This window comes from Streptosporangium sp. NPDC049248, assembly GCF_040678965.1.
GTDB lineage: Bacteria > Actinomycetota > Actinomycetes > Streptosporangiales > Streptosporangiaceae > Streptosporangium > Streptosporangium fukuiense.
This window is the reverse complement of the sequence record NZ_JBFAQY010000003.1, coordinates 256,321-274,784: the sequence shown is the minus strand read 5'-3', so window position 1 is coordinate 274,784 and position 18,464 is coordinate 256,321. Positions and strand designations below refer to the sequence as shown.

The window sequence follows — 18,464 nt, the reverse complement described above, 5'->3', positions numbered from 1 at the left end:
AGGCACCGATGACGAACACGACATTGAACCCCGCGAAACCCGCGCCCAGGAAGCAGCCGCAGCCCCCGCGCCCCCGCAGGAAGAACCGCCACCAGGTGCCGACCGTGATCCAGATGGAGTCGGTCGAGTGCGGCGCGGCCGCGCTGGCGATGGTCCTGGGCCACTACGGCAAGCACGTGCCGCTTGAGGAACTGCGGGGCCGGTGCGGGGTGTCCAGGGACGGATCCAAGGCGTCCTCGATGCTCGCCGCGGCCCGCTCCTACGGAATGATCGCCAAAGGATTCCAGGTCGAGGCCGAACTGCTCCGCGACCAGACCGGGCCGGTGATCATTTTCTGGGCGTTCCAGCACTTCATCGTGGTCGAGGGACTGGTGACCCGGTTCGGCCGCACCATGGTCGCGATCAACGACCCGTCGTCGGGTCCGCGGCTGATGGAGTGGTCGGAGTTCGACTCCGGCTTCACCGGGATCATGCTGACCTTCGAACCCGGCCCCGATTTCAAGCCGGGTGGGGAACGCGCCAAGCTCAGCAAGGCGCTGCTCCAGTGGCGGCTGCCGTCCGGACGCGCCCTGCCGCTGGTGCTGCTGGCCAGCGCGCTGCTGCTGCTGCCCGGCATCGCCGGGCCCGCCTACTACCGGGTGTTCATCGACCGGGTGCTGAGCGGCAACTCCCCTGACATCCTGCCGCCGCTGCTGATCGTCATGGTCTTCACCGCGGCGGCCATCTTCGTGCTGACCTCGGTGCAGCAGTACTACCTCCTGCGGCTGGAGATCAGGGTCGGCCTGGTCGGCTCCGCTCGCTTCTTCCGTCACCTGCTCCGGCTGCCCATCGAGTTCTTCCTGCAACGCCGGCCGGCCGAGGTCGCCAAGCGGATCTCCACCAACGACACGGTGGCCGAGATCCTCTCCCGCGACCTCGCGCTGACAGTGATCAACATGGTCCTGGTGACGTTCTACGCCGCCCTGCTGGTCCGCTACGACGTGCTGCTCGGCGTCATCGGCGTCGGCATGGCGGCGTTGAACATCCTGGTGCTGCGCTGGGTCGCCCGGGCCCGCAAGGACGCGGTCACCGCACTGCGCACCGACCGCGGCAACCTCACCGGCACCACCTTCGCCACGCTCAGCATGATCGAGACGGTCAAGGCCACCGGCTCGGAGCCCGACGCCTTCACCCGCTGGGCGGGTTTCCTGGCCAAGGTCGTCTCCGCCCAGCAGCGGCTCGGCGTGCCCACCGCGGTGCTGGTCGTCGTCCCGCCCCTGCTGGCCACGGTGAACACCGGCCTGATGCTGCTGATCGGCGGGCTGCGGGTGGTGGAAGGCGTGCTCAGCATCGGCATCCTGATCTCCTTCCAGACCCTGCTGGCCGCGCTGAGCAGGCCGGTCACCCAGCTCACCAACCTCGGCGGCCGTCTGCAGGACCTCAGCGCCGACGCCAAGCGCATCCACGACGTGGAACGGCACCCGATCGCCCGCTGCTTCGAGCGCACCGGCGGCGAGACCGAACTCGGCGCCCGCCTGGAGGGCCGCCTGGAGTTGCGGGAGGTCACCTTCGGGTACGGCCCGCTGAGCGATCCGGTCATCAAGAACCTCTCGCTGAGCATGACACCGGGCAGCCGGGTCGCGATCGTGGGCGGTTCCGGCAGCGGAAAGTCCACCCTGGGCCGCCTGCTGACCGGCCTGTACGAGCCCCGCGCCGGCCAGATCCTGCTCGACGGCCACCCGCTGGACGAGATCCCGCGCACCGTGCTCGCCGGCTCGATGGCCTACGTCGACCAGGACATCGTGCTGTTCGCCGGGACCGTACGCGACAACCTGACCCTGTGGGACGAGGCGGTCCCCGACGAGGTGGTGCTCGACGCGCTCCGCGACGCCGCCGTCTACGACGCCGTGCTGGCCCGTCCCGGCGGGATCAACTCGTTCGTCCGCGAGGACGGCCGCAACTTCAGCGGCGGCCAGCGGCAGCGGCTCGAACTGGCCCGTGCCCTGGCCGCCGAGCCGACCCTGCTGATCCTCGACGAGGCCACCAGCGCCCTGGACCCAGAGACGGAGCACGTCATCATGGACAACCTGCGCCGCCGCGGCTGCGCCTGCCTGCTGATGGCCCACCGGCTGTCCACCATCCGCGACGCCGACGAGATCATCGTCCTGGACCGCGGCGAGGTCGCCGAGCGCGGCATCCACGAGGAGCTGCTCGCCGCCGACGGCATCTACACACGGCTGTTCAACACCGGAGGGGGACTGTGAGCCCCGCCGCTCTCGCCGGGGTCGCCATCCCGCTGGACCTCGGCACCGAGCGGTTCATGATCCTCGACAACCCCGGGCGGATGCTGCTGGTCGAGTCGGGCCTGGTGGACCTGTTCGCGGTCCGGACCGCCGACGGCGAGCTGGACGGCCGCTGGAACTTCCTGGGCCGGGCCGAGGCGGGAACGGTGCTGGCCTGCGGGGTGCGGTCGGGTCCGCGCCACGTGATCGTGGCCCGCCCGGTGCCCGGCGCCGTACTCGCCGACGTCCCGGTCGCGGTTCTGCACGAGCTCCCCGCCGAGGCCGCCGCCTGGCTGGTGAAGGGACTCAGCGGCGGCATCGAACTGCTGTCCCGGGCGCTGCCCGCTCCCCTGCCGCCCCGCCAGTTCGTCCCACTGCCCGTCAACGGGACGGCCGAGCTGGACGCGGGCCGCGCCGTGCGATCGGTCGACGGCGTGCGCTGCGTGCGCGTCGAGTCGGGTGACGTGGAGGTCGGCGACGGCAACGATCTGGTGCTCGGCGCGGGCAGCGACATCTGCCTGACCGAAAGGGACTGGCTGGTCGCCCGCACCAGGACCCGGCTGCGGACCCGCTCGCTGCACTCGGTCTTCGACGAGGGCCTGCTCTGCGAGTTCCTCGCCGCCCATGCCGCCCGCCTGCTGACCACCGTCGACGAACGCATCGAACGGCGACGCGAGGAGGAGCGCGCCGCCCTGACCGGCCTGCGTGAACGCGAGAGCACCGTGCTGACACAGGCCGTACGGAGCTTCGACGCCGTGCTGCGGGACACCGAGGTCCAGGTGAAACTGGCCGACGTGGCCAACGATCCGCCCGCGCTGGCCGCGGCCCGGCTGGTGGCGGCGCACCAGGGGTTCGAGGTCCGGCCGCCGGTGCGGCGCGGCAACCAGGACCGCCCGGTGGGCGACCTGCAGGCGATAGCGCTGGCCTCCGGCGTCAGGACCCGGCTCGTACGACTGGACGGCCCGTGGTGGACGCAGGACCTGGGGCCCATGGTGGGCAGCAACTCCGCGGGCCGTCCCGTGGCCCTGCTGACCATGGGCCGCGGCTACGTCATGGTGGACGACGGCGTGCTCACCCCGGTCACCGCGGCCGTCGCCCGCGGCCTGGAGAAGCGGGCGCACGTGCTGTACCGGCCGCTGCCCGCCTCGATCAAGTCCGTCGGCGCGCTGCTGCGCCTGGGGTTCCTCGACAGCGGCAACTACCGTGACCTGCTGCGGTTCGCCGCCATGGGGGTGCTGGTCGCGCTGCTCGGGCTGCTCGTCCCGATCATGACGGGCAAGGTGCTCGGCGTGTTCACGGTCCGGGCCGAACTCGACCTCATCGTGCAGGGCTCCCTGGTGGTGATCGGCTCCGGGTTCGTGGTCGCGGCCCTGTCGGTGGTGCAGAACATCGCGGTGCTGCGGGTCGAGAGCCGCACCACCTCGGCCCTGCAGTCGGGCCTGTGGACCCGGCTGCTCTCACTGCCCGCCGGGTTCTTCGCCCGCTACTCCACCGGTGAGCTGGGCACCACGGTGCTGGGCATCAGCTCGGCGCAGGAGATGCTCTCCGGGATGCTGACCACGGCCACGCTGGGGCTGCTCACCGGGTCGGCCAATCTGGTCCTGGTCTACTTCTACGACGTGCGCCTGGCCCTGGTCGCCACCGGGCTGATGCTGTTCGGGCTCGGGTTCGCCATCATCGCGGGACGGATGCAGCTCCGCTGGCAGCGGCAGTCCTACGAGCACGAGCGGACCATGTCGGCCCGGGTCTTCCAGATGCTCACCGCGATGCCGAAGCTGCGGGCCGCCGCCGCCGAGGAGCGGGCGTTCGCCGAGTGGACCCGCGAGGCCACCAGGGGCCGTTCGCTGACCGCCTCGGCCCGTCGTATCCAGAACGCGGTGACCACGTTCAACGCCGGATTCCCGCTGGTCTGCACCGGGGTCGTGTTCGCGGTGGTGGCGGGGCCGATGGCGGGCCAGATCTCGGTCGCCACCTTCCTGCCGTTCTTCACCGCGCTCAGCCTGCTGCTGGCCTCCAGCCTCCAGTTCACCGCCGCCGCCGTCAGCGCGATGGGCGTCGTGCCGATGATGGAGAACATCAAGCCGATCCTGGAGGCCCGGCCGGAGACCGACGGCACCAAGGCCGACCCCGGCGACCTGTCCGGGCGGCTCGCGCTCAGCCAGGTGTCGTTCCGCTACGGCCAGGACGGTCCGCTGACCCTGGACGGGGTCGCCCTGTCGATCGAACCCGGCGAGTTCGTGGCCCTGGTCGGCCCCTCGGGCAGCGGCAAGTCCACGGTGCTGCGGCTGCTGCTCGGCTTCGAGATCCCGCTGTCGGGTACCGTGCTCTACGACGGCCAGGACCTCGCCGAACTCGACGTCTCCGCCGTCCGCCGCCAGTGCGGGGTGGTGCTCCAGAACGGCGCGCTGCAGGCGGGCAGCATCCAGGCCAACATCGTCGGCAGCAGCATCCACACGGTGGACGACGCCTGGGCGGCGGCCGAGATGGCCGGGCTCGCCGATGACATCAGGGCCATGCCGATGGGCATGCACACCGTGCTCTCCGAGGGCACCAGCACGCTGTCGGGCGGTCAGCGACAGCGCCTCATGATCGCTCGGGCGCTGGTCGCCCGGCCCCGCATCGTCTTCTTCGACGAGGCCACCAGCGCGCTGGACAACCCCTCCCAGAGCCGGGTCGCCGAGAGCACCCGCCGGCTCAACGCCACCCGGGTGGTGATCGCCCACCGGCTCTCCACGGTGGTGGCCGCCGACCGCATCGTGGTCATGGACGAGGGACGGATCGTCCAACAGGGCACCTACGAAGAACTACTGGCCGTGAAGGACGGCCTGTTCGCCCAGCTGGCCACCCGCCAGCTCTCCTGAGTGCGACTCGGCGAGCCGCCGTGATCTCACCGATGGGTGGCCGGATCCTCCCCCGGCGCGGTCGTCCGCGTCCGGGGGCGCCTCGTCCTTCGGGCGACTCTCAGGTGCCGAGCTGGCGGGTGATCGACGGGTCGGTGATGGCCGTGTCGTCGGCGAGCAGGAACGCCTTGGACAGGATGACCGACAGCATGCCGCCGTTCTCCTCGAAGGGCAGGAAGACGGAGGCGGCGTCGCGGTCGTGGCCGGGGACGATGCACAGGTAGGCGTCGTTGGGTTCCATCAGGATGTTGCCCGAACCCAGGTGGATCCGGTAGGTCCGCCGGTCTCCGCGTACCCGTAGGAACCGGTCGGTCAGCTCCGTCCGGTCGGCGATCCTCAACCTGGGCAGCAGTCGGGCGAGCGCGTCGCGCCGGGTGCCGGCGGTCTCGGTGAGTTCGCCGAACCCGTAGGAGTTCCAGTACTCCTCGTGCCCGGCGACGGCCTGCTGGTCGAGGCCGATCGAGGTGACCCCCACCGCCAGGTCGGCGTCGCGGAGCACCTCCGACAGCACCAGCGGCGGCACCTCGGTCAGCGGGACCCCCTCGTCGTCGCCGGGGCCGACGGGGTCGTCGGCCCGGTGGAAGCGGATCCGCTCACTGGCGCAGAAGGACGCGGTCCCCCACCCGTCGGCCTCCGCGTCTCCCGTCACGTACATGTACCAACGGGCCTGCCAGCCGGACAGCTCCTTGACGGCCTCACCCTGGTGGCTGTCGTATTCGTAGCCCCAGTGACCGATGGACAGCCCACTCCAGCCGCGCTGGTTCAGCAACGCCTTGGCCTGGCCGTAGCGGAGCGTGTGCCCGGCGAACCGGTTGGAATACGTGCGGGTCCGTTCCTCGGCCGGGGTCAGCAGGTAGACCTCGCGGAACGCCTGCTTGTACGGCTGGCGGACACCGTGCTCCAGCAGGTGGTCGCGCCAGGCCCGTACCTCCTCGGCCGCCTCGCGGATCGGGTGCCAGAGCCGGATCGGAGTATCCGGCTCCGGCTGGATCCGGCGGCCTCGCGGATCGGCGAGTTCCCAGCCGGTGTCGGTTCCGACCGGGAGCCCGGCCGGGCCCTGGAGGACCTGCCAGATGAGATTCCTGGCGTACCGGCCGGTGAGAGGGTGGTCCAGGAAGAGCTCCGTCACCTCCTTCCAGCGCCAGAGCCGTTCCTCGATCAGCGCCCGCTCCAGCCGGAACCGCTCGGCGGGCAGCGCCTGCTTGAGGTCCTTCAGAGTGGTCTTGAGTGCGGCCAGTTCGGGGGCCTGGCGGATCGCCTGCGGCGCCGACTTGACCGTTTTCCCGGCCGGGTTGACGAACTGGAGGACGGGACCGTCCGCGCGGAGCCGCACCAGGCAGTCGCCGATCCTCTCCTCCCGCACCCCGTCCGGGCCGAGCCCGAAGGCCGGCACGGTGCGGTCCAGCAACTGCTCGCGGCCCAGCCCCGCCTCGGCGGCCACCGCGTCCAGGGTGCGTGCCACGTTGCCCAGCACGCTCTTCTTGCGGACCTTGACCTGGACCCTGGCCAGGGCCGCGACCACCTCCAGCCCGCCCCGGCGGGCCAGCGTGTTCACCGCGGCGTTGGCGAGCAGCTCGCTGCGGGAGTTGGCGCCCGACCCGCCGATCCCGGTCCCGCAGGTCAGCGCGACGTCGCCGAGGAGCGAGGTCACCCACGGCTCGTCGATCAGCTCGCACGTCCACACCATGCCGCGGACCGGCACGGCGGTGCGCTCGTGCAGGAAGACGGTCTCCCGCCACTCGTGAACGTTCTCCTCCGGCCTCTCCCGGTGAGCCGCCACCAGGACGAGGAGCTCGTGGACGAGGCCGGCGGCCTCGGGAGTCAGCAGCGCTTTCGCGGTCCTGAGCCATCTCTCACTCGGCTTGGAGGACCGCGCGGTGTTCCAGTGCAGAAGCAGAGGCAGGACCTCGGGGGCGGCCAGGCGTGCGCCGTACTCCTCGGCCAGCCTGCGCGCGACGACGTCGCAGTCCCAGATGACGTTCCGCACCACACCGGCCGGACCGTGCTCGGCGGGCTCGGTCAGCAGAACCTCCATCTGGTCGTGCAGGGCGTCCCAGACCGGCCGGTGGTACTTCCGGAACCACCCCAGCGTCCCCTCCAGGATCTGGCGGCGTCCCCGGTGGTCCAGCCGCCGGATCGCGGCGAGCGGGAGCCGGTACAGCTCCGGGTAGTCGGTGTGTCTCCAGGTCATCAGCGCGTTGGCGGCCATCCAGAGAAAACGGACGTCCTCGAAGGTCCACGGGGTGTCGCCGTCGGCGGCCGACCGGGTCACACGCAGCACGCGCTCGTCGTAGTGGTCGATCCCGTGGTGCCCGTTGCCGAGTCTCAGCTGCGCCCAGCGGCCGAACATCCTCGGGTCGCTCTCCGCGCCGGGCGACTCCAGCCCCGCCTCGAAGGCCGCGTCGAAGCAGGCGAAGGTCTCACGGGTCGGCGCGTCCAGATATTCCATGACATAGCCGTGCGATCTGGGAAAGTCGTCGATTACACCCATTCCTCAGCCTCCGACCAGCGGGACGAGCTTGATGAAGGACACCACCGGGTCGACGGTCAGGTCGATCATCTCGGACAGGTCGTCGATCTGACGCTCCCCGACGAGCAGCAGGAACCCGTTGCGGCCGAACGCCCGCTCGGCGGCGTCCGCCTGGCGTTCCCAGTCGATCCGCCGCTTCGCGCCCATCCGGTAGCCGTTCAGCTCCACCTCGGCGTCCTCGGGACGGACCAGGCCGTTGAACCGGGCGGCGGGGGCCGCGTTGTACCGGGCGACCTCCTCCCGGACCCGGAGCCGGACCAGTTCCCGCGCCGAGATGCTCTCCGGCAGATCGGGGAGGGTGAACTCCTCTATCGGCTTTCCCGCCGCGGTCTCATCCCTGAAGGTGACCGTCGCCATCTGGCAGCTCCACAAGTCATCGGAATCACTGTGATCGCAATCAGTAGCATTTCGATCCGACAGAAACCGATGTCGCCGGACCGCCGGGCCTTCCCGGAGAATCCCGGCAGGCCGCCCGGTCGGCCGCGTCCAGCCTGATCCTGTCGCCCCTGAGCAGCTCGTGGATGTCGCGTGTGTCATTCGTCGCGCAAAGCGGCAGAGATCTAAAATTCAGCGCGGATAACGGGTGACCGAAAAACCGGAGCTCGGCGTGCCGACGGGACAGGGGAAAGGCCACGGGTGGTGTTCGGATTTCACGAACTCGACGCGTACGGTTGTCATACGGACGCCCGCCGACAAGGAGCGAGAGAAATTCCGGTGAATGACGAGCCGCCGCCCGAGTTGCTGAACAGCGATCCGAAGGGTTACGCCTGGCAGGTCTGGCACGACCGCACTCCGAAGCTGGTAGCGAAGATCAAGGATGTGAATTCGTACGGTCCGAAAGAATGCGACGCGCTGGACGCCTTGCTCGCCGAGATCTTCTCCGGGGTGATGGAGCCGCTCGGCGCGCACGCCCATGATCGGGAGGTGTGGGCGGGCTGGGGAGCGGACCACCAAGCCCGTGCCCGGACCGGCCATTACCGGCGGCAGGCCGTTCACGAGACATGATCAGGGTCTACGGCCGGTGCACTGGACGCCGCCCGCGCGGGCGGCGGCGGCAGCGGCGTTGGCCGCGCGTACCGCGTCGCGTTCGGTGACCGGCTCGTGGGTGACGAACAGCCGGTAGTAGACCGGGGCGACGGCCATCCTGATCACGTCGGCGCCGTCCGTGTCCGCCGGCACCTCGCCCCGCTCGACGGCTCGCCGCACCACTTCGGCCGCCTGCTCGTGGCGGGCCATGAAGAAGTCGTGCAGGGATCGCGCGGCGTCGCCGTTCTGCACGGCCGCCGTCACGAACGCGGCGGAGATCGGCCCGGCGACGGGATCGGCGAACCCGCCCTGCACCAGCCGGACGACCTCCCTCAGATCATCCTGAAAGGAGCCGGTGTCGGGTATCGGCCACGGCTCCTCACGCGCGAGCTCCAGTGTTGATCAATGGTTCTCCTTACGGCGTCGTCACCGGTTCCGACGGCGCGCTGTGGTTCACGCTCGTCCACCAGGGACAGATCGGGCGGGTCGTGCCGGGCGAGGACCCCACGATCTTCCAGCTCGATCCTGCCGACGGCCGACCCACAGTGATCACCGTGGGACACGACGGATCGCTGTGGTACACGGAGTTCGTCGGCGGCCGGATCGGGCGGATCACCCTGGACGGCACGATCACCGCCTTCGAAGTGAAGTCGTCGTACGGCATCGTCGCCGGTCCCGACGGGGCCATGTGGTTCACACAGCTCCAGGGTGACCGGATCGGACGCATCACCGCGGCGGGCGAGGTCACCCTCCACCCGCTGCCCACCGAAGGCGCGATGCCGTCGGCGATCGCGGCAGGGCCTGACGGCGCCCTCTGGTTCACCGAGTGGGGCATCGGCAGGCTGGGCCGCATCACCACCGAGGGCGAGATCGAGGAGTATCCGCTGGAGGGCGCCGAACCCCACGGGCTCACGGTCGGACCCGACGGCGCGATCTGGGTCGCGATGGAGTCCGGGGCCCTGGTGCGAAGTTAGGCGGTCGACCTGGCCGCTGGTGGGCGGCGTGTGCTACCTCGGAGGGAGTCCGGGGCGCAGCGCTGCCAGGTGGCGCCGACCGACGGTGCTGGCCGTGGCGCCGACGCCGGCCGCGGAGAGCGCGATCAGGAAGGCGGCGAGTGGGCCGTAGCGGTCGGCGAGGGTGCCCGACAGCAGCGCGCCGACTGCGTAGCCGACGACGACGGAGGAGGTGAGCAGGGTCATGACCCACGAGATCCGCTCCACCGGGACCGTCATCTCCCCCTGGGTGTAGGCGGTGACGAGAATCGGTGCGATGGTGACACCGGGCAGCACGATCAGCAGGCCCAGTGGCCAGAGACCGCCGATGTGCAGCCCGCCGACGATCGCGAGGGGCAGGGTGAGAACGGCCAGCAGGACGAAGCCGGTCTGGAGCCGGCGGGCCGGTGTGAAGGACGCGGGCAGCATCGGGACGAGCACGCCGGCGAGGGCGCTGCTCAGCCCGAGTACCGCGTAGATCAGCCCGGCGGCCCCGTCGGCGCCGGCGTCGACCGCGCGCCAGGTGACGCCGGCCTGCACCGAGCCGAAGTAGCAGCCGAGGCCGGCCAGCCCGGTGGCGAGGAGGAACACGGGGCCGCGCAGCACCGGGGCCGCGGTGCCCCCGTCCCGACGCTCGTCCCTGGTGACCGCGGCGGCCGTGGGATGCAGGGCGAACGCCACGCACATCGTGGCGGTGAGCCCGGCCGCCACGAGCACCGCCGTAGGGGGCGAGGTCGCCGTCGCGATGACGCCGACCAGTGCGGGCCCGAGGACGAACGCGAACTCGTCGCCCGTTCCCTCGAAGCTCATCGCCGCGGGGAAGCGATTCATGGGCAGCCGTCCCCGGTGGGCCAGCGCGGTCCAGCGGGCCCGGGACAGCGGGCCTACCTGCGGCACCGAGAAGCCCGCGACCGCCGACGACACCAGCGCCGCCCACGTGGGCATGCCCCGCACCACGCACACCACCAGCAGGACGAGGGCCGCCGTGTGCAGCAGCGCCGCTGCCAGCCCGGCCGGCCGGTGCCCGTACCGGTCCGCGGTCCGTCCGACGAGCGGCCCGCCGGCCGCCTGCCCCGCGGCGAAGGCGGAGGCCGTGACGCCGCCGAGCGCGAGGGAGCCCGTGGCCCCGCTGACCAGCAGCAGCGAGCCCAACTGCCCCATGGTCGCGGGGATACGGCCGATCAGCGTGACCGCCAGGAACCAGGATCCGGTGGTGGCGGGCAGGGCGGTGTAGGCGCGCAGCGCGTTCCAGCGGCTCACGGTGAGGGGTCCCGGCCGCCGTCCCGGGCCGTGGTACGCGGGTCCACCCCGTACTCCAGCAGCGCCGCGCGCGGAACCACCTCCAGTGCCCGGATGTTGGTCGCCGCGAGGTTAACCGGGCAGGCGCAGCCGGCCAGATACGCCTCGTACCACTTCGACGCGATGACGCACCAGTGGTCACCCGGCTTCAGCCCGGGGAAGGCGAGGTCGGGCCGGGGAGTCGCGATGTCGTTGTCGACCGTGGTCTGGAAGGCGATGAAGCGTTCGTCGACGATCGCGCAGACGGTGTGCCCCTTGGGGTTGTCGGGGCCGGTGTAGCAGTAGCCGTCGCGGCGGTATCCGGTGATCGGGTCGAAGCCGCAGGATTCGAGGGGCTCGCCGAAGAAGTTCAGCGCCGGCTCGGTCATCGTCCGCTCCTCGCGGTAGGAAGGCCCGCGTCCGGGGTGTGACGCGGGGGTGGGGGGCAGCGGAAGACGCGCTCCTCGAACTCGGCCGCGACGCGGGCCAGCCGCGCGTCCGCGCCGGGTCGTCCGACGAGGAGCATGCCGACCGGCAGTCCGTCCACGAATCCGCACGGGACGCTGAGCGCCGGGTGCCCGGTGAGGTTGAACACGCAGTTGTTGTCGTGCATCTCGAAGGGGAGGTCGGTGCCGATCACCGCCTCGCGCGGGTCGGCCGGGAGCGGGTGGGGCGGCATCGGGACGCTCGGCAGGACGAGCAGGTCCACCTCGCGCAGCGCGCGATCGACCTGTTCGCGCAGCCGCACCCGCAGTTGCTGCGCGTACGCCATGACCTTGCCGTGGGTGGCGTCCCGCAGCAGCGTGGCGCCGACGAGCGCCAACACCCCTCCGACCGGTATGTCCTCGGGGCGGCGGGCGACCGCCTCGCCGAAGGTCTCCCCGAAGTTCGGGTGGTAGGGCCCGAAGTGGTTGTTGCCCTGGAGACGGGACTCGAAGACGGTGGTGAGCCCGCCCTCGATCGAGATGGGCAGATGGATGTCCCTGCCGTACCGGTGCAGCGGCACCGACACCTCCGACACGGTCAGCCCCAGCCGTTCCAGCGCCCGCGCGGACTCGCGGACCTGGTCGTCGAGACGCGGGTCGGAACGGCCGGGCCAGCCGAATCCCTCGGCGAGGATTCCGGCGCGCAGCCCGGTGATCTCGCGGGCGTACCGGCCGGCGTACGCCCCGTGCTCCCCGCCCGGATGCGGCGCCGCGGTCGCCTCCAGGAAGGCGACCAGGTCGGCGGCGCTCCGGGTGAGCACGCCGATGTGGTCCAGCGTGCGCTCGGTCGGCATCGCGCCGTCGTACTCGACGATCCCGTACGTCGGTTTGAGACCGAAGACGCCGCACCAGGCGGCGGGGTTGCGGACCGAGCCGCCGTGGTCGGTGCCGATGCCGTAGTCGGCCTGCCCGGTCGCCACCAGGACCGCGGCGCCGCTGGAGGAACCGCCGGCCGAGCGGCGCGGATCCCAGGGGTTGCCGACGGGGCCGTGCGCGCTGGTGAAGCTCGACCCGGAGTAGCACAGGTCCTCACAGACCGACGTGCCGACGATGATCCCTCCGGCGTCCCGCACCCGGCCGACGACCGCCGAGTCGGACCCGGGGACGAAGCCGGCCATCAGGCGGCTGCCCAGGGTCATTGGCACTCCGCGTACCGCGATCGACTCCTTGACGGTCACCGTCCGCCCGGCGAGCGGCCCGTTTCCCGTCCGCCCGGGATCGTCGATCCGGTAGAGCCAGGCGCCGTACGGATCCTCCGGGCCGCGCGGGACCCGGGTGACCGCGATGGGCGGCGGCTCGGGGGGACGCCCCTCGGCGGCCAGTTCCCGCACGCGACCGTAGGTGTCACGCATCCGGTCGATCGCGGGGCCGAGCCGGTCCACCAGGCCGGGGTCGAGGCCCCATCGGCCGGCGACGGCGGTGAGGTCGGCGGGTGTGAAGGCGGGAATGCTCATATCGCTCACGCGTGGCGCCCCGGTTCGTCCGCCGCGCCGACCCGTTCGGGAGCGGTCTCCTCCAGCGCCCGGCTCGCCGCGGCGAACGGCTCCACCGGAACAGGGGTGATCCCGGCGCCGACCCGCCCGCGTCCCGGCTCCCGGTGCGCGAGGCCGTTGTTGATGACGGGCTCGATGCCGGTGGCGCGCACCCTGTGCACGTCGATGCCGAGCGGCGTTCCCCGGAAGTCCTCGGCGGGGATGAGGAAACGCCCGCTGGTCCCGGCGCACACCTCCCGCATGCTCCGGGTGATCTCCTGAGCCCTGGCCGTGTCGCCGCCGACGAAGGACATGATCGCCGGCGCCGCGGTCATCGCGAAGGCGCCGAAGCCCGCGGTCTCGGAGATCATCGAGTCGCCCATGGTCGGGGTGACGTCGTCGAGGGTCGCCCCCTCCAGCAGGACCGGGTCGCCGATCGGGGCGGGCACGGTGAACCAGCGGTCGCCGAGCCCGCTGACGCGGATGCCGAACTCCCGTCCGTTGCTCGCCATGGCCGTCACGATCGGACTGCCGGGAATCCCGCCGGCGGCCAGCGTGACCGCCTTGGCGGCGGAGATCGCGAAGGGCAGCGCGAAGTGCCCGTTGCCGGCGATGAACGAGACCACCTTCGCGATGTCCTCGCGACCGAAGGGAGCGTGCAGCAGGCCCGGGGTGAGCGTCACCAGCAGGGCCGCGCTGGTCGCGACCAGCCGGTTGTGGCAGTCGTCGCCGCGCCGCAGCCCTTCGGCCACCAGGGCGAGCAGGTCGAGGGGGTCGGAGCGCCGGAGGGCCGCGTCGAGGGCCGGGGCGAGCACGTCGCCGAGCCACCGCAGCCGTGCCAGGGTCACCTCGTCGTACGACCCGTAGCGCATGGCCCCGCCGACGCCCTCGTTCAGCGGGGAGAACGTCCTGATGCCACCCGTGGCCTCGGCCACCACGACGGGGGTGTTCGGCGTGATGATCCCGGCCATCGCCCCGACGGCGTTCGCGTCGTGACAGGGGCTGATGCTCACCTCGCCGCAATCGATGATCGCTTCGGCCTCGGCGGCCGACCCGGCCTGCCGTTCCAGCAGCAGGCCCGCGATGATCGCGCCCCGCATGGGCCCGGGTATGTCGGCGAGTTCGATCGGCGGCCCGGCGTGCAGGAATCGCCTCGGCCCGACCTGGTCGGTGGCGTCGCGTGCCTTGCAGACGTGACGCAGCCGGACGTCGGTGCCGTTCAGGGCGTCGAGGGTCGCCCGCGTGGGATCGGACATGGTGCTGCTCCTGGTCGGTGGGAATGCGAAAAAGAGATCACGGCATCGCGGAGCGACGTGTGGGGTGAGAGGGCGCGACGGGGACCCGCGCTACGCGGCGAGGCCCAGGTGGCGCCGCGGAGGTCGTGGGGGCTTCAGGCCGACGGAGCCTGGTGCTGCCGCTCGGCCAGGAGCGTCCGTACGATCTCGCGGTTCAGCCGGGCGTGCCTGCGCGCATGCTCGGCGGCGAGATCGGCCGAGCCCGAGGCGATCGCCTCGAACCACGCGGAATGCTCCTCGAACAGGTCGTGCGGGTCGCCGGTCTGCCGCAGCAGCCAGTGCAGGCGCCCCTGCAGAGGCTCCAGCACGGTCTGGAGCAGGCTGTTGTGCGACAGTTTCAGGATCTCGTCGTGAAACGCCTCGTTGGCCTTGCCGAGCGCGACCCGGTCCCCGGCGTCGAGCGCCTTGCGGCCGCGGGCGAGTATGCCCCTCACCCGCCGCAGCTCGGCCTTGGTGGCCTGGGTCGCGGCCTGCTGGCTGGCCAGGACCTCCAGTGCCTCGCGCACGTCGAACAACTCCTCGACGTCCTGCGCCGAAAGCTCCACGACGACCGCGCCGCGGCGGGGAATCGTCCTGACGAACCCTTCGCTTTCCAGCGCCCGGATCGCCTCGCGCACCGGCAGCCGGGAGACCCCGAGCTGGGCCGCGATCTCGGTCTCGACGAGCCGCGTGCCGGCCGGGTACACGTCGTCGATGATGCGCTGGCGCAACTCGTCGCGGACGCGGTCCCTGAGCGGCTTGTAGTCGGCGTCGATGTCGAACGAGCCCGACGCGTCCGCCTGCCTGCTCACAGGGCCGTCCCCCCGGTCTTCCGTCTCGGTCCCGGACCACCGCCGACCGGTGCCGGCCGCTCGGTGCCCTGGAAAGGATAACGCCGCCGGAAGTCGTCGGCCGCCGCGTCGAAGGTGGTGAACTCGACCCCGGGCAGGTCGAGCCAGCTCTCGAAGAGCCGTTCCAGCATCAGCAGCACCTGGGGCCGCCCGGACACGTCGGGGTGCAGCGTCACGGGGAACACCCCGTAGTCGAACTCGCGGTAGACCCAGTCGAACTGGTCGCGCCACAGCTGTTCGACGTCGCGGGGGCTGACGAAGCCGTGGCTGTTGGGGGACTTCTTGACGAACATCATCGGCGGCAGGTCGTCGACGTACCAGTTGCCGCAGAACTCCACGAGGTCCACCTCGGTGCCGTGCTGGAGGGGCTTCATCCAGTCCTCTGCCCGGCGGCTGTAGTCGATCTTCGTCCATTCGTCGCCCACCCGGGCGTAGAAGGGGTGGAAGTCGTTGTAGTTCTGCGAGTGACCGTAGGAGAAGCCGTACTCCTTGAGGAGAGCCGGGGTGTCGCGGCTCATCTCCCACCAGGGGGCGACGTAGCCGCGCGGCGGGCGTCCCCACAGGCGCCGGATCAGCTCGACGCAGCGGCCGAGCACGTCCCGTTCCTGCTCCGGGGACATGTCGATGGGGTTCTCGTGGGAGTAGCCGTGCGCCCCGATCTCGTGTCCCGCGTCGGCGACGGCCGCCATCTCGACGGGGAAGGTCTCGATGGAGTGGCCCGGGATGAACCAGGTGGTCCGCAGGCCGTACCGCTCGAAGAGCTGGAGCAGACGCGGGGTGCCGACCTCGCCGGCGAACACCCCGCGCTGGATGTCGTTCGGCGAGTCCTCACCGCCGTAGGAGCCGAGCCAGCCGGCGACGGCGTCGACGTCGACCCCGATAAGGATCTTGATTTCCTTGGCCATGGCGTTCCTCATCTCTGCCTGGAGGTTGCGGGCAGGCCGGCGAGCAGCCGGCCGTACCCGGTGATCGGTGTCGTGTCCCCGGCCAGTCCGAGGGTCTGCCACAGCGTCGCCGCGACACTGTCGACCACCAGGACGCCGGTCCGGTTCTCCCAGCCCGCGGCGAGGTGGGCGGCGCGCAGGTTGGTGCACACCACCGCGACGGCGTCACAGTCCGCGGCGGCGAGCTCGTCGAAGGCTCCGTCCAGTTCCGCGCTCGTGGTCAGCGCGAAGTCGTAGTTGGTGGTGCGGCCGAAGTGGCGGGCCGCGTGCACGGGGAGGCCATGCTCCGCGTAGTGCGCGGCGATGGCGTCGCCGACGTCCCGGGTGTACGGCGTGAGCAGGCCCAGGCGCCGGACCTCGAAGGTCCGCAGCGCCTCCAGGACGGCCAGCGTCGAGGTCGTCGCGGGAGTGCCCGTGACCTGCTCCATGGCCCGGCACAGGTGCTCGTCCCGGCCGGGGCCGAGCCACGAGCCCGAGGTGCCGTTCCAGGCGACGACGTCGACGCGGGCGTCGCCGAGGAGGCGTGAGGCGTCGGTGAAGGAGTCCTGGCCGAACTGGCCGGTGTCGGCGGGATCGAGGCTGATGCTCGTCACCCGGAGCCGGGTGAAGTGGACCGAGACGTCCTGCCGGGAGGTCAGCAGTTCGCCGGTCACGGGCTCCACCACGGTGTTGGAAGACGGGGTGATCATGCCTATCCGCCGGGCGGTCGGCTGCACTATGTCTCCGCTCAGGGGGTCGAATTGGGGATACGGTATACAGGATCCTAAGAAGTGGTCCGCAGGAAAACAAGTCGTTGACAGTGATATGGGTCGCCCTTAATCTCCATATACCGCACTACCGGATACCCACTGAACCGGCTCTTCGACGGGTGACCTCGATCGTCGGAGCAGCGAGGATTCCTGCTCACGCAGGTATTGCACACGCCTGCCCATAGCTCCGGATCTTGGCCTTGTCGACGCCGCCGGAGGGACCAGGGCTCGTTCCACTCAGTGCCCAGGAGACCGCCGTGTCACCTACCGTCCGCGCCCCCCAGCCAGCGGCTTCGAATCGCCACCCGGTAGACGAAGTGCTGCCCGTCCCCCAGCTGTTCTTCTTCGGCCTGCAACACATGTTGATCATGTACGCGGGCTGCGTGGCTGTTCCGCTCGTGCTCGGCGCGGTGCTGAAACTCGACACGCACACCATCGCATTGATCGTCAACGCCGACCTGCTGGTGGCCGGAATCGCCACCATCATCCAGAGCGTCGGCCTGACCCGCTTCTTCGGCATCCGGATGCCGGTGGTCGCGGGCGCCTCGTTCACCTTCCTCACCCCGATGATCCTGATCGGCTCCGAGTACGGCCTGCCGACCATGTACGGCTCGATGATCGTGGCCGGCGTCTTCGGGATCCTGGTCGCCCGGCCGTTCTCCAAGGTGCTGAGGTTCTTCCCGAGCCTGGTCACCGGCTGTGTGATCACGATCATCGGACTCTCGCTGATCAAGGTCAGTGCCGATCTGATCATCGGCTCCGATCCGGCCGCGGCGGACTACGCGAGCGTGCGGTACATCCTGCTGGCCTTCGCCGTCGTGGTGATCATCGTGCTGGTGAACCGCCTGTTCAAGGGGTTCGCCCGCAACGTCTCGGTGCTCTTCGGCCTCGTCATCGGGGCGGTGATCGCCTGGTTCATGGGCCTCGGCGACTTCTCGTCCGTGGCCGGCGCCAAATGGTTCGGCTTCTCCACTCCACTGCATTTCGGCGCGCCGGAATTCCGGGTCGTCCCGATCATCGCGATGTGCGTGGCCATGATCGTGGTCTTCAGCGAGATGACCGCGTGCGTTCTCGCCATCGGCGACGCCGTCGGCAAGAAGGTCACCGACAAGGACATGGCCCGGGGCCTGGCCACCGACGGCCTCGCCGCGGTGCTCGCCGGATTCATGAACTCCGTGCCGGACTCCACGTTCGGGCAGAACGTCGGGCTGATCAGCCTGACCAAGGTCAAAAGCCGTTACGTCATCACGGTCACCGGCATTCTGCTGCTGATCATGGGAGCCATTCCCAAACTCGGCGAGGTCGTCGCCAGCCTGCCCGGACCCGTGATCGGCGGTGCCGGCCTGGTGATGTTCGCGATGACCGCGGCCGTGGGCATCCAGATGCTGCAGAAGGTCGACTTCGAGGGAAACCAGAACCTGCTCATCGTCGCCGTCGCCCTCGGCGTCGGCATGCTGCCGGTCGTGGTGCCCGCCATCTACCAGAACTTCCACCAGGACGCGCAGTTCATCCTCGGCAGCGCCATCACGGCCACCGTGCTGGTGGCGCTGCTGCTCAACCTGCTCTTCAACCACCTGCTGGTCCGCAAGAGCACACCGGCCACCGAGGCCGGCAAAAGTCACGGCGCTCAGGAGAGCACCGACAACACGGTGTGACTCCCACGCCCCCGGCGTCGTCTCACACCTATCGCAGAAGCCCTAAG

15 protein-coding genes are annotated in these 18,464 nt (G+C 70.6%); 5 read left to right on the top strand and 10 right to left on the bottom strand.

All coding sequences use genetic code 11. The annotated features are described in order from the left end of the window. Positions 1 to 8: 8 nt before the first annotated feature. Positions 9 to 2,243, top strand: coding sequence for an NHLP family bacteriocin export ABC transporter peptidase/permease/ATPase subunit (locus tag AB0K21_RS07940; RefSeq protein ID WP_364148686.1), 2,235 nt, complete (start codon positions 9 to 11; stop codon positions 2,241 to 2,243). After that, positions 2,240 to 5,122: an NHLP bacteriocin export ABC transporter permease/ATPase subunit gene (locus AB0K21_RS07935; RefSeq protein ID WP_343962786.1), complete on the top strand. Its 2,883-nt coding sequence runs from the start codon at positions 2,240 to 2,242 to the stop codon at positions 5,120 to 5,122. Before AB0K21_RS07940 ends, AB0K21_RS07935 begins: the two co-directional genes overlap by 4 nt. 100 nt (positions 5,123 to 5,222) lie before the next feature. Here the strand turns inward: AB0K21_RS07935 and AB0K21_RS07930 are convergent, their stop codons facing one another. Beyond that, positions 5,223 to 7,652, bottom strand: a complete 2,430-nt coding sequence (locus tag AB0K21_RS07930; RefSeq protein WP_364148684.1) for a DUF4132 domain-containing protein — start codon at positions 7,650 to 7,652, stop codon at positions 5,223 to 5,225. Positions 7,653 to 7,655: 3 nt separating this feature from the next. Beyond that, the gene (locus tag AB0K21_RS07925; RefSeq protein ID WP_343962791.1) at positions 7,656 to 8,048 is read right to left on the bottom strand and encodes a hypothetical protein; all 393 of its coding nucleotides are present in this window, start codon (positions 8,046 to 8,048) and stop codon (positions 7,656 to 7,658) included. Between the two features lie 357 nt (positions 8,049 to 8,405). On the opposite strand from AB0K21_RS07925, the gene AB0K21_RS07920 reads away from it, so the two are divergent. Beyond that, on the top strand, positions 8,406 to 8,696 hold the full coding sequence (locus AB0K21_RS07920) for a hypothetical protein (protein ID WP_364148682.1): 291 nt from the start codon (positions 8,406 to 8,408) through the stop codon (positions 8,694 to 8,696). Here the strand turns inward: AB0K21_RS07920 and AB0K21_RS07915 are convergent, their stop codons facing one another. Then, positions 8,697 to 9,083, bottom strand: a complete 387-nt coding sequence (locus AB0K21_RS07915; protein WP_364148971.1) for a TetR-like C-terminal domain-containing protein — start codon at positions 9,081 to 9,083, stop codon at positions 8,697 to 8,699. A 29-nt stretch (positions 9,084 to 9,112) separates the two neighbouring features. Between AB0K21_RS07915 and AB0K21_RS07910 the strand changes: the two genes are divergently transcribed. Beyond that, positions 9,113 to 9,691, top strand: coding sequence for a hypothetical protein (locus AB0K21_RS07910; RefSeq protein ID WP_343962795.1), 579 nt, complete (start codon positions 9,113 to 9,115; stop codon positions 9,689 to 9,691). A 33-nt stretch (positions 9,692 to 9,724) separates the two neighbouring features. Here AB0K21_RS07910 and AB0K21_RS07905 read toward each other — a convergent pair whose 3' ends face one another. From AB0K21_RS07905 to AB0K21_RS07875, 7 genes are all read right to left on the bottom strand, one after another. Continuing rightward, on the bottom strand, positions 9,725 to 10,969 hold the full coding sequence (locus AB0K21_RS07905) for an MFS transporter (RefSeq protein ID WP_343962797.1): 1,245 nt from the start codon (positions 10,967 to 10,969) through the stop codon (positions 9,725 to 9,727). Continuing rightward, positions 10,966 to 11,376, bottom strand: coding sequence for a DUF2237 domain-containing protein (locus AB0K21_RS07900; protein ID WP_364148680.1), 411 nt, complete (start codon positions 11,374 to 11,376; stop codon positions 10,966 to 10,968). Before AB0K21_RS07900 ends, AB0K21_RS07905 begins: the two co-directional genes overlap by 4 nt. Next, positions 11,373 to 12,926, bottom strand: a complete 1,554-nt coding sequence (locus AB0K21_RS07895; RefSeq protein WP_364148969.1) for an amidase family protein — start codon at positions 12,924 to 12,926, stop codon at positions 11,373 to 11,375. Before AB0K21_RS07895 ends, AB0K21_RS07900 begins: the two co-directional genes overlap by 4 nt. A gap of 5 nt (positions 12,927 to 12,931) precedes the next feature. Then, positions 12,932 to 14,200 (bottom strand): DUF1116 domain-containing protein, encoded by a 1,269-nt coding sequence (locus tag AB0K21_RS07890; protein ID WP_364148678.1) that lies wholly within the window; start codon positions 14,198 to 14,200, stop codon positions 12,932 to 12,934. Positions 14,201 to 14,334: 134 nt separating this feature from the next. Further along, positions 14,335 to 15,030 carry a GntR family transcriptional regulator gene (locus AB0K21_RS07885; RefSeq protein WP_343962803.1) on the bottom strand — a complete coding sequence of 232 codons (696 nt, stop codon included), beginning with the start codon at positions 15,028 to 15,030 and terminating at the stop codon, positions 14,335 to 14,337. After that, positions 15,027 to 15,974: a polysaccharide deacetylase gene (locus AB0K21_RS07880; RefSeq protein WP_343962805.1), complete on the bottom strand. Its 948-nt coding sequence runs from the start codon at positions 15,972 to 15,974 to the stop codon at positions 15,027 to 15,029. Before AB0K21_RS07880 ends, AB0K21_RS07885 begins: the two co-directional genes overlap by 4 nt. A gap of 8 nt (positions 15,975 to 15,982) precedes the next feature. Then, complete coding sequence (locus AB0K21_RS07875; protein ID WP_364148676.1) at positions 15,983 to 16,702, bottom strand: aspartate/glutamate racemase family protein; 720 nt, start codon at positions 16,700 to 16,702, stop codon at positions 15,983 to 15,985. Positions 16,703 to 17,079: 377 nt separating this feature from the next. Between AB0K21_RS07875 and AB0K21_RS07870 the strand changes: the two genes are divergently transcribed. Further along, positions 17,080 to 18,417: a nucleobase:cation symporter-2 family protein gene (locus AB0K21_RS07870; RefSeq protein ID WP_343962809.1), complete on the top strand. Its 1,338-nt coding sequence runs from the start codon at positions 17,080 to 17,082 to the stop codon at positions 18,415 to 18,417. The last annotated feature ends 47 nt before the right edge of the window (positions 18,418 to 18,464 follow it).

Bases quoted from the DNA above. Each gene is read 5' to 3' on its own strand.
- AB0K21_RS07930 (WP_364148684.1), bottom strand. From the start codon at position 7,652: ATGGGTGTAATCGACGACTTTCCCAGATCGCACGGCTATGTCATGGAA.
- AB0K21_RS07880 (WP_343962805.1), bottom strand. From the start codon at position 15,974: ATGGCCAAGGAAATCAAGATCCTTATCGGGGTCGACGTCGACGCCGTC.
- AB0K21_RS07925 (WP_343962791.1), bottom strand. From the start codon at position 8,048: ATGGCGACGGTCACCTTCAGGGATGAGACCGCGGCGGGAAAGCCGATA.
- AB0K21_RS07895 (WP_364148969.1), bottom strand. From the start codon at position 12,926: ATGAGCATTCCCGCCTTCACACCCGCCGACCTCACCGCCGTCGCCGGC.
- AB0K21_RS07900 (WP_364148680.1), bottom strand. From the start codon at position 11,376: ATGACCGAGCCGGCGCTGAACTTCTTCGGCGAGCCCCTCGAATCCTGC.
- AB0K21_RS07875 (WP_364148676.1), bottom strand. From the start codon at position 16,702: ATGATCACCCCGTCTTCCAACACCGTGGTGGAGCCCGTGACCGGCGAA.
- AB0K21_RS07940 (WP_364148686.1), top strand. From the start codon at position 9: ATGACGAACACGACATTGAACCCCGCGAAACCCGCGCCCAGGAAGCAG.
- AB0K21_RS07890 (WP_364148678.1), bottom strand. From the start codon at position 14,200: ATGTCCGATCCCACGCGGGCGACCCTCGACGCCCTGAACGGCACCGAC.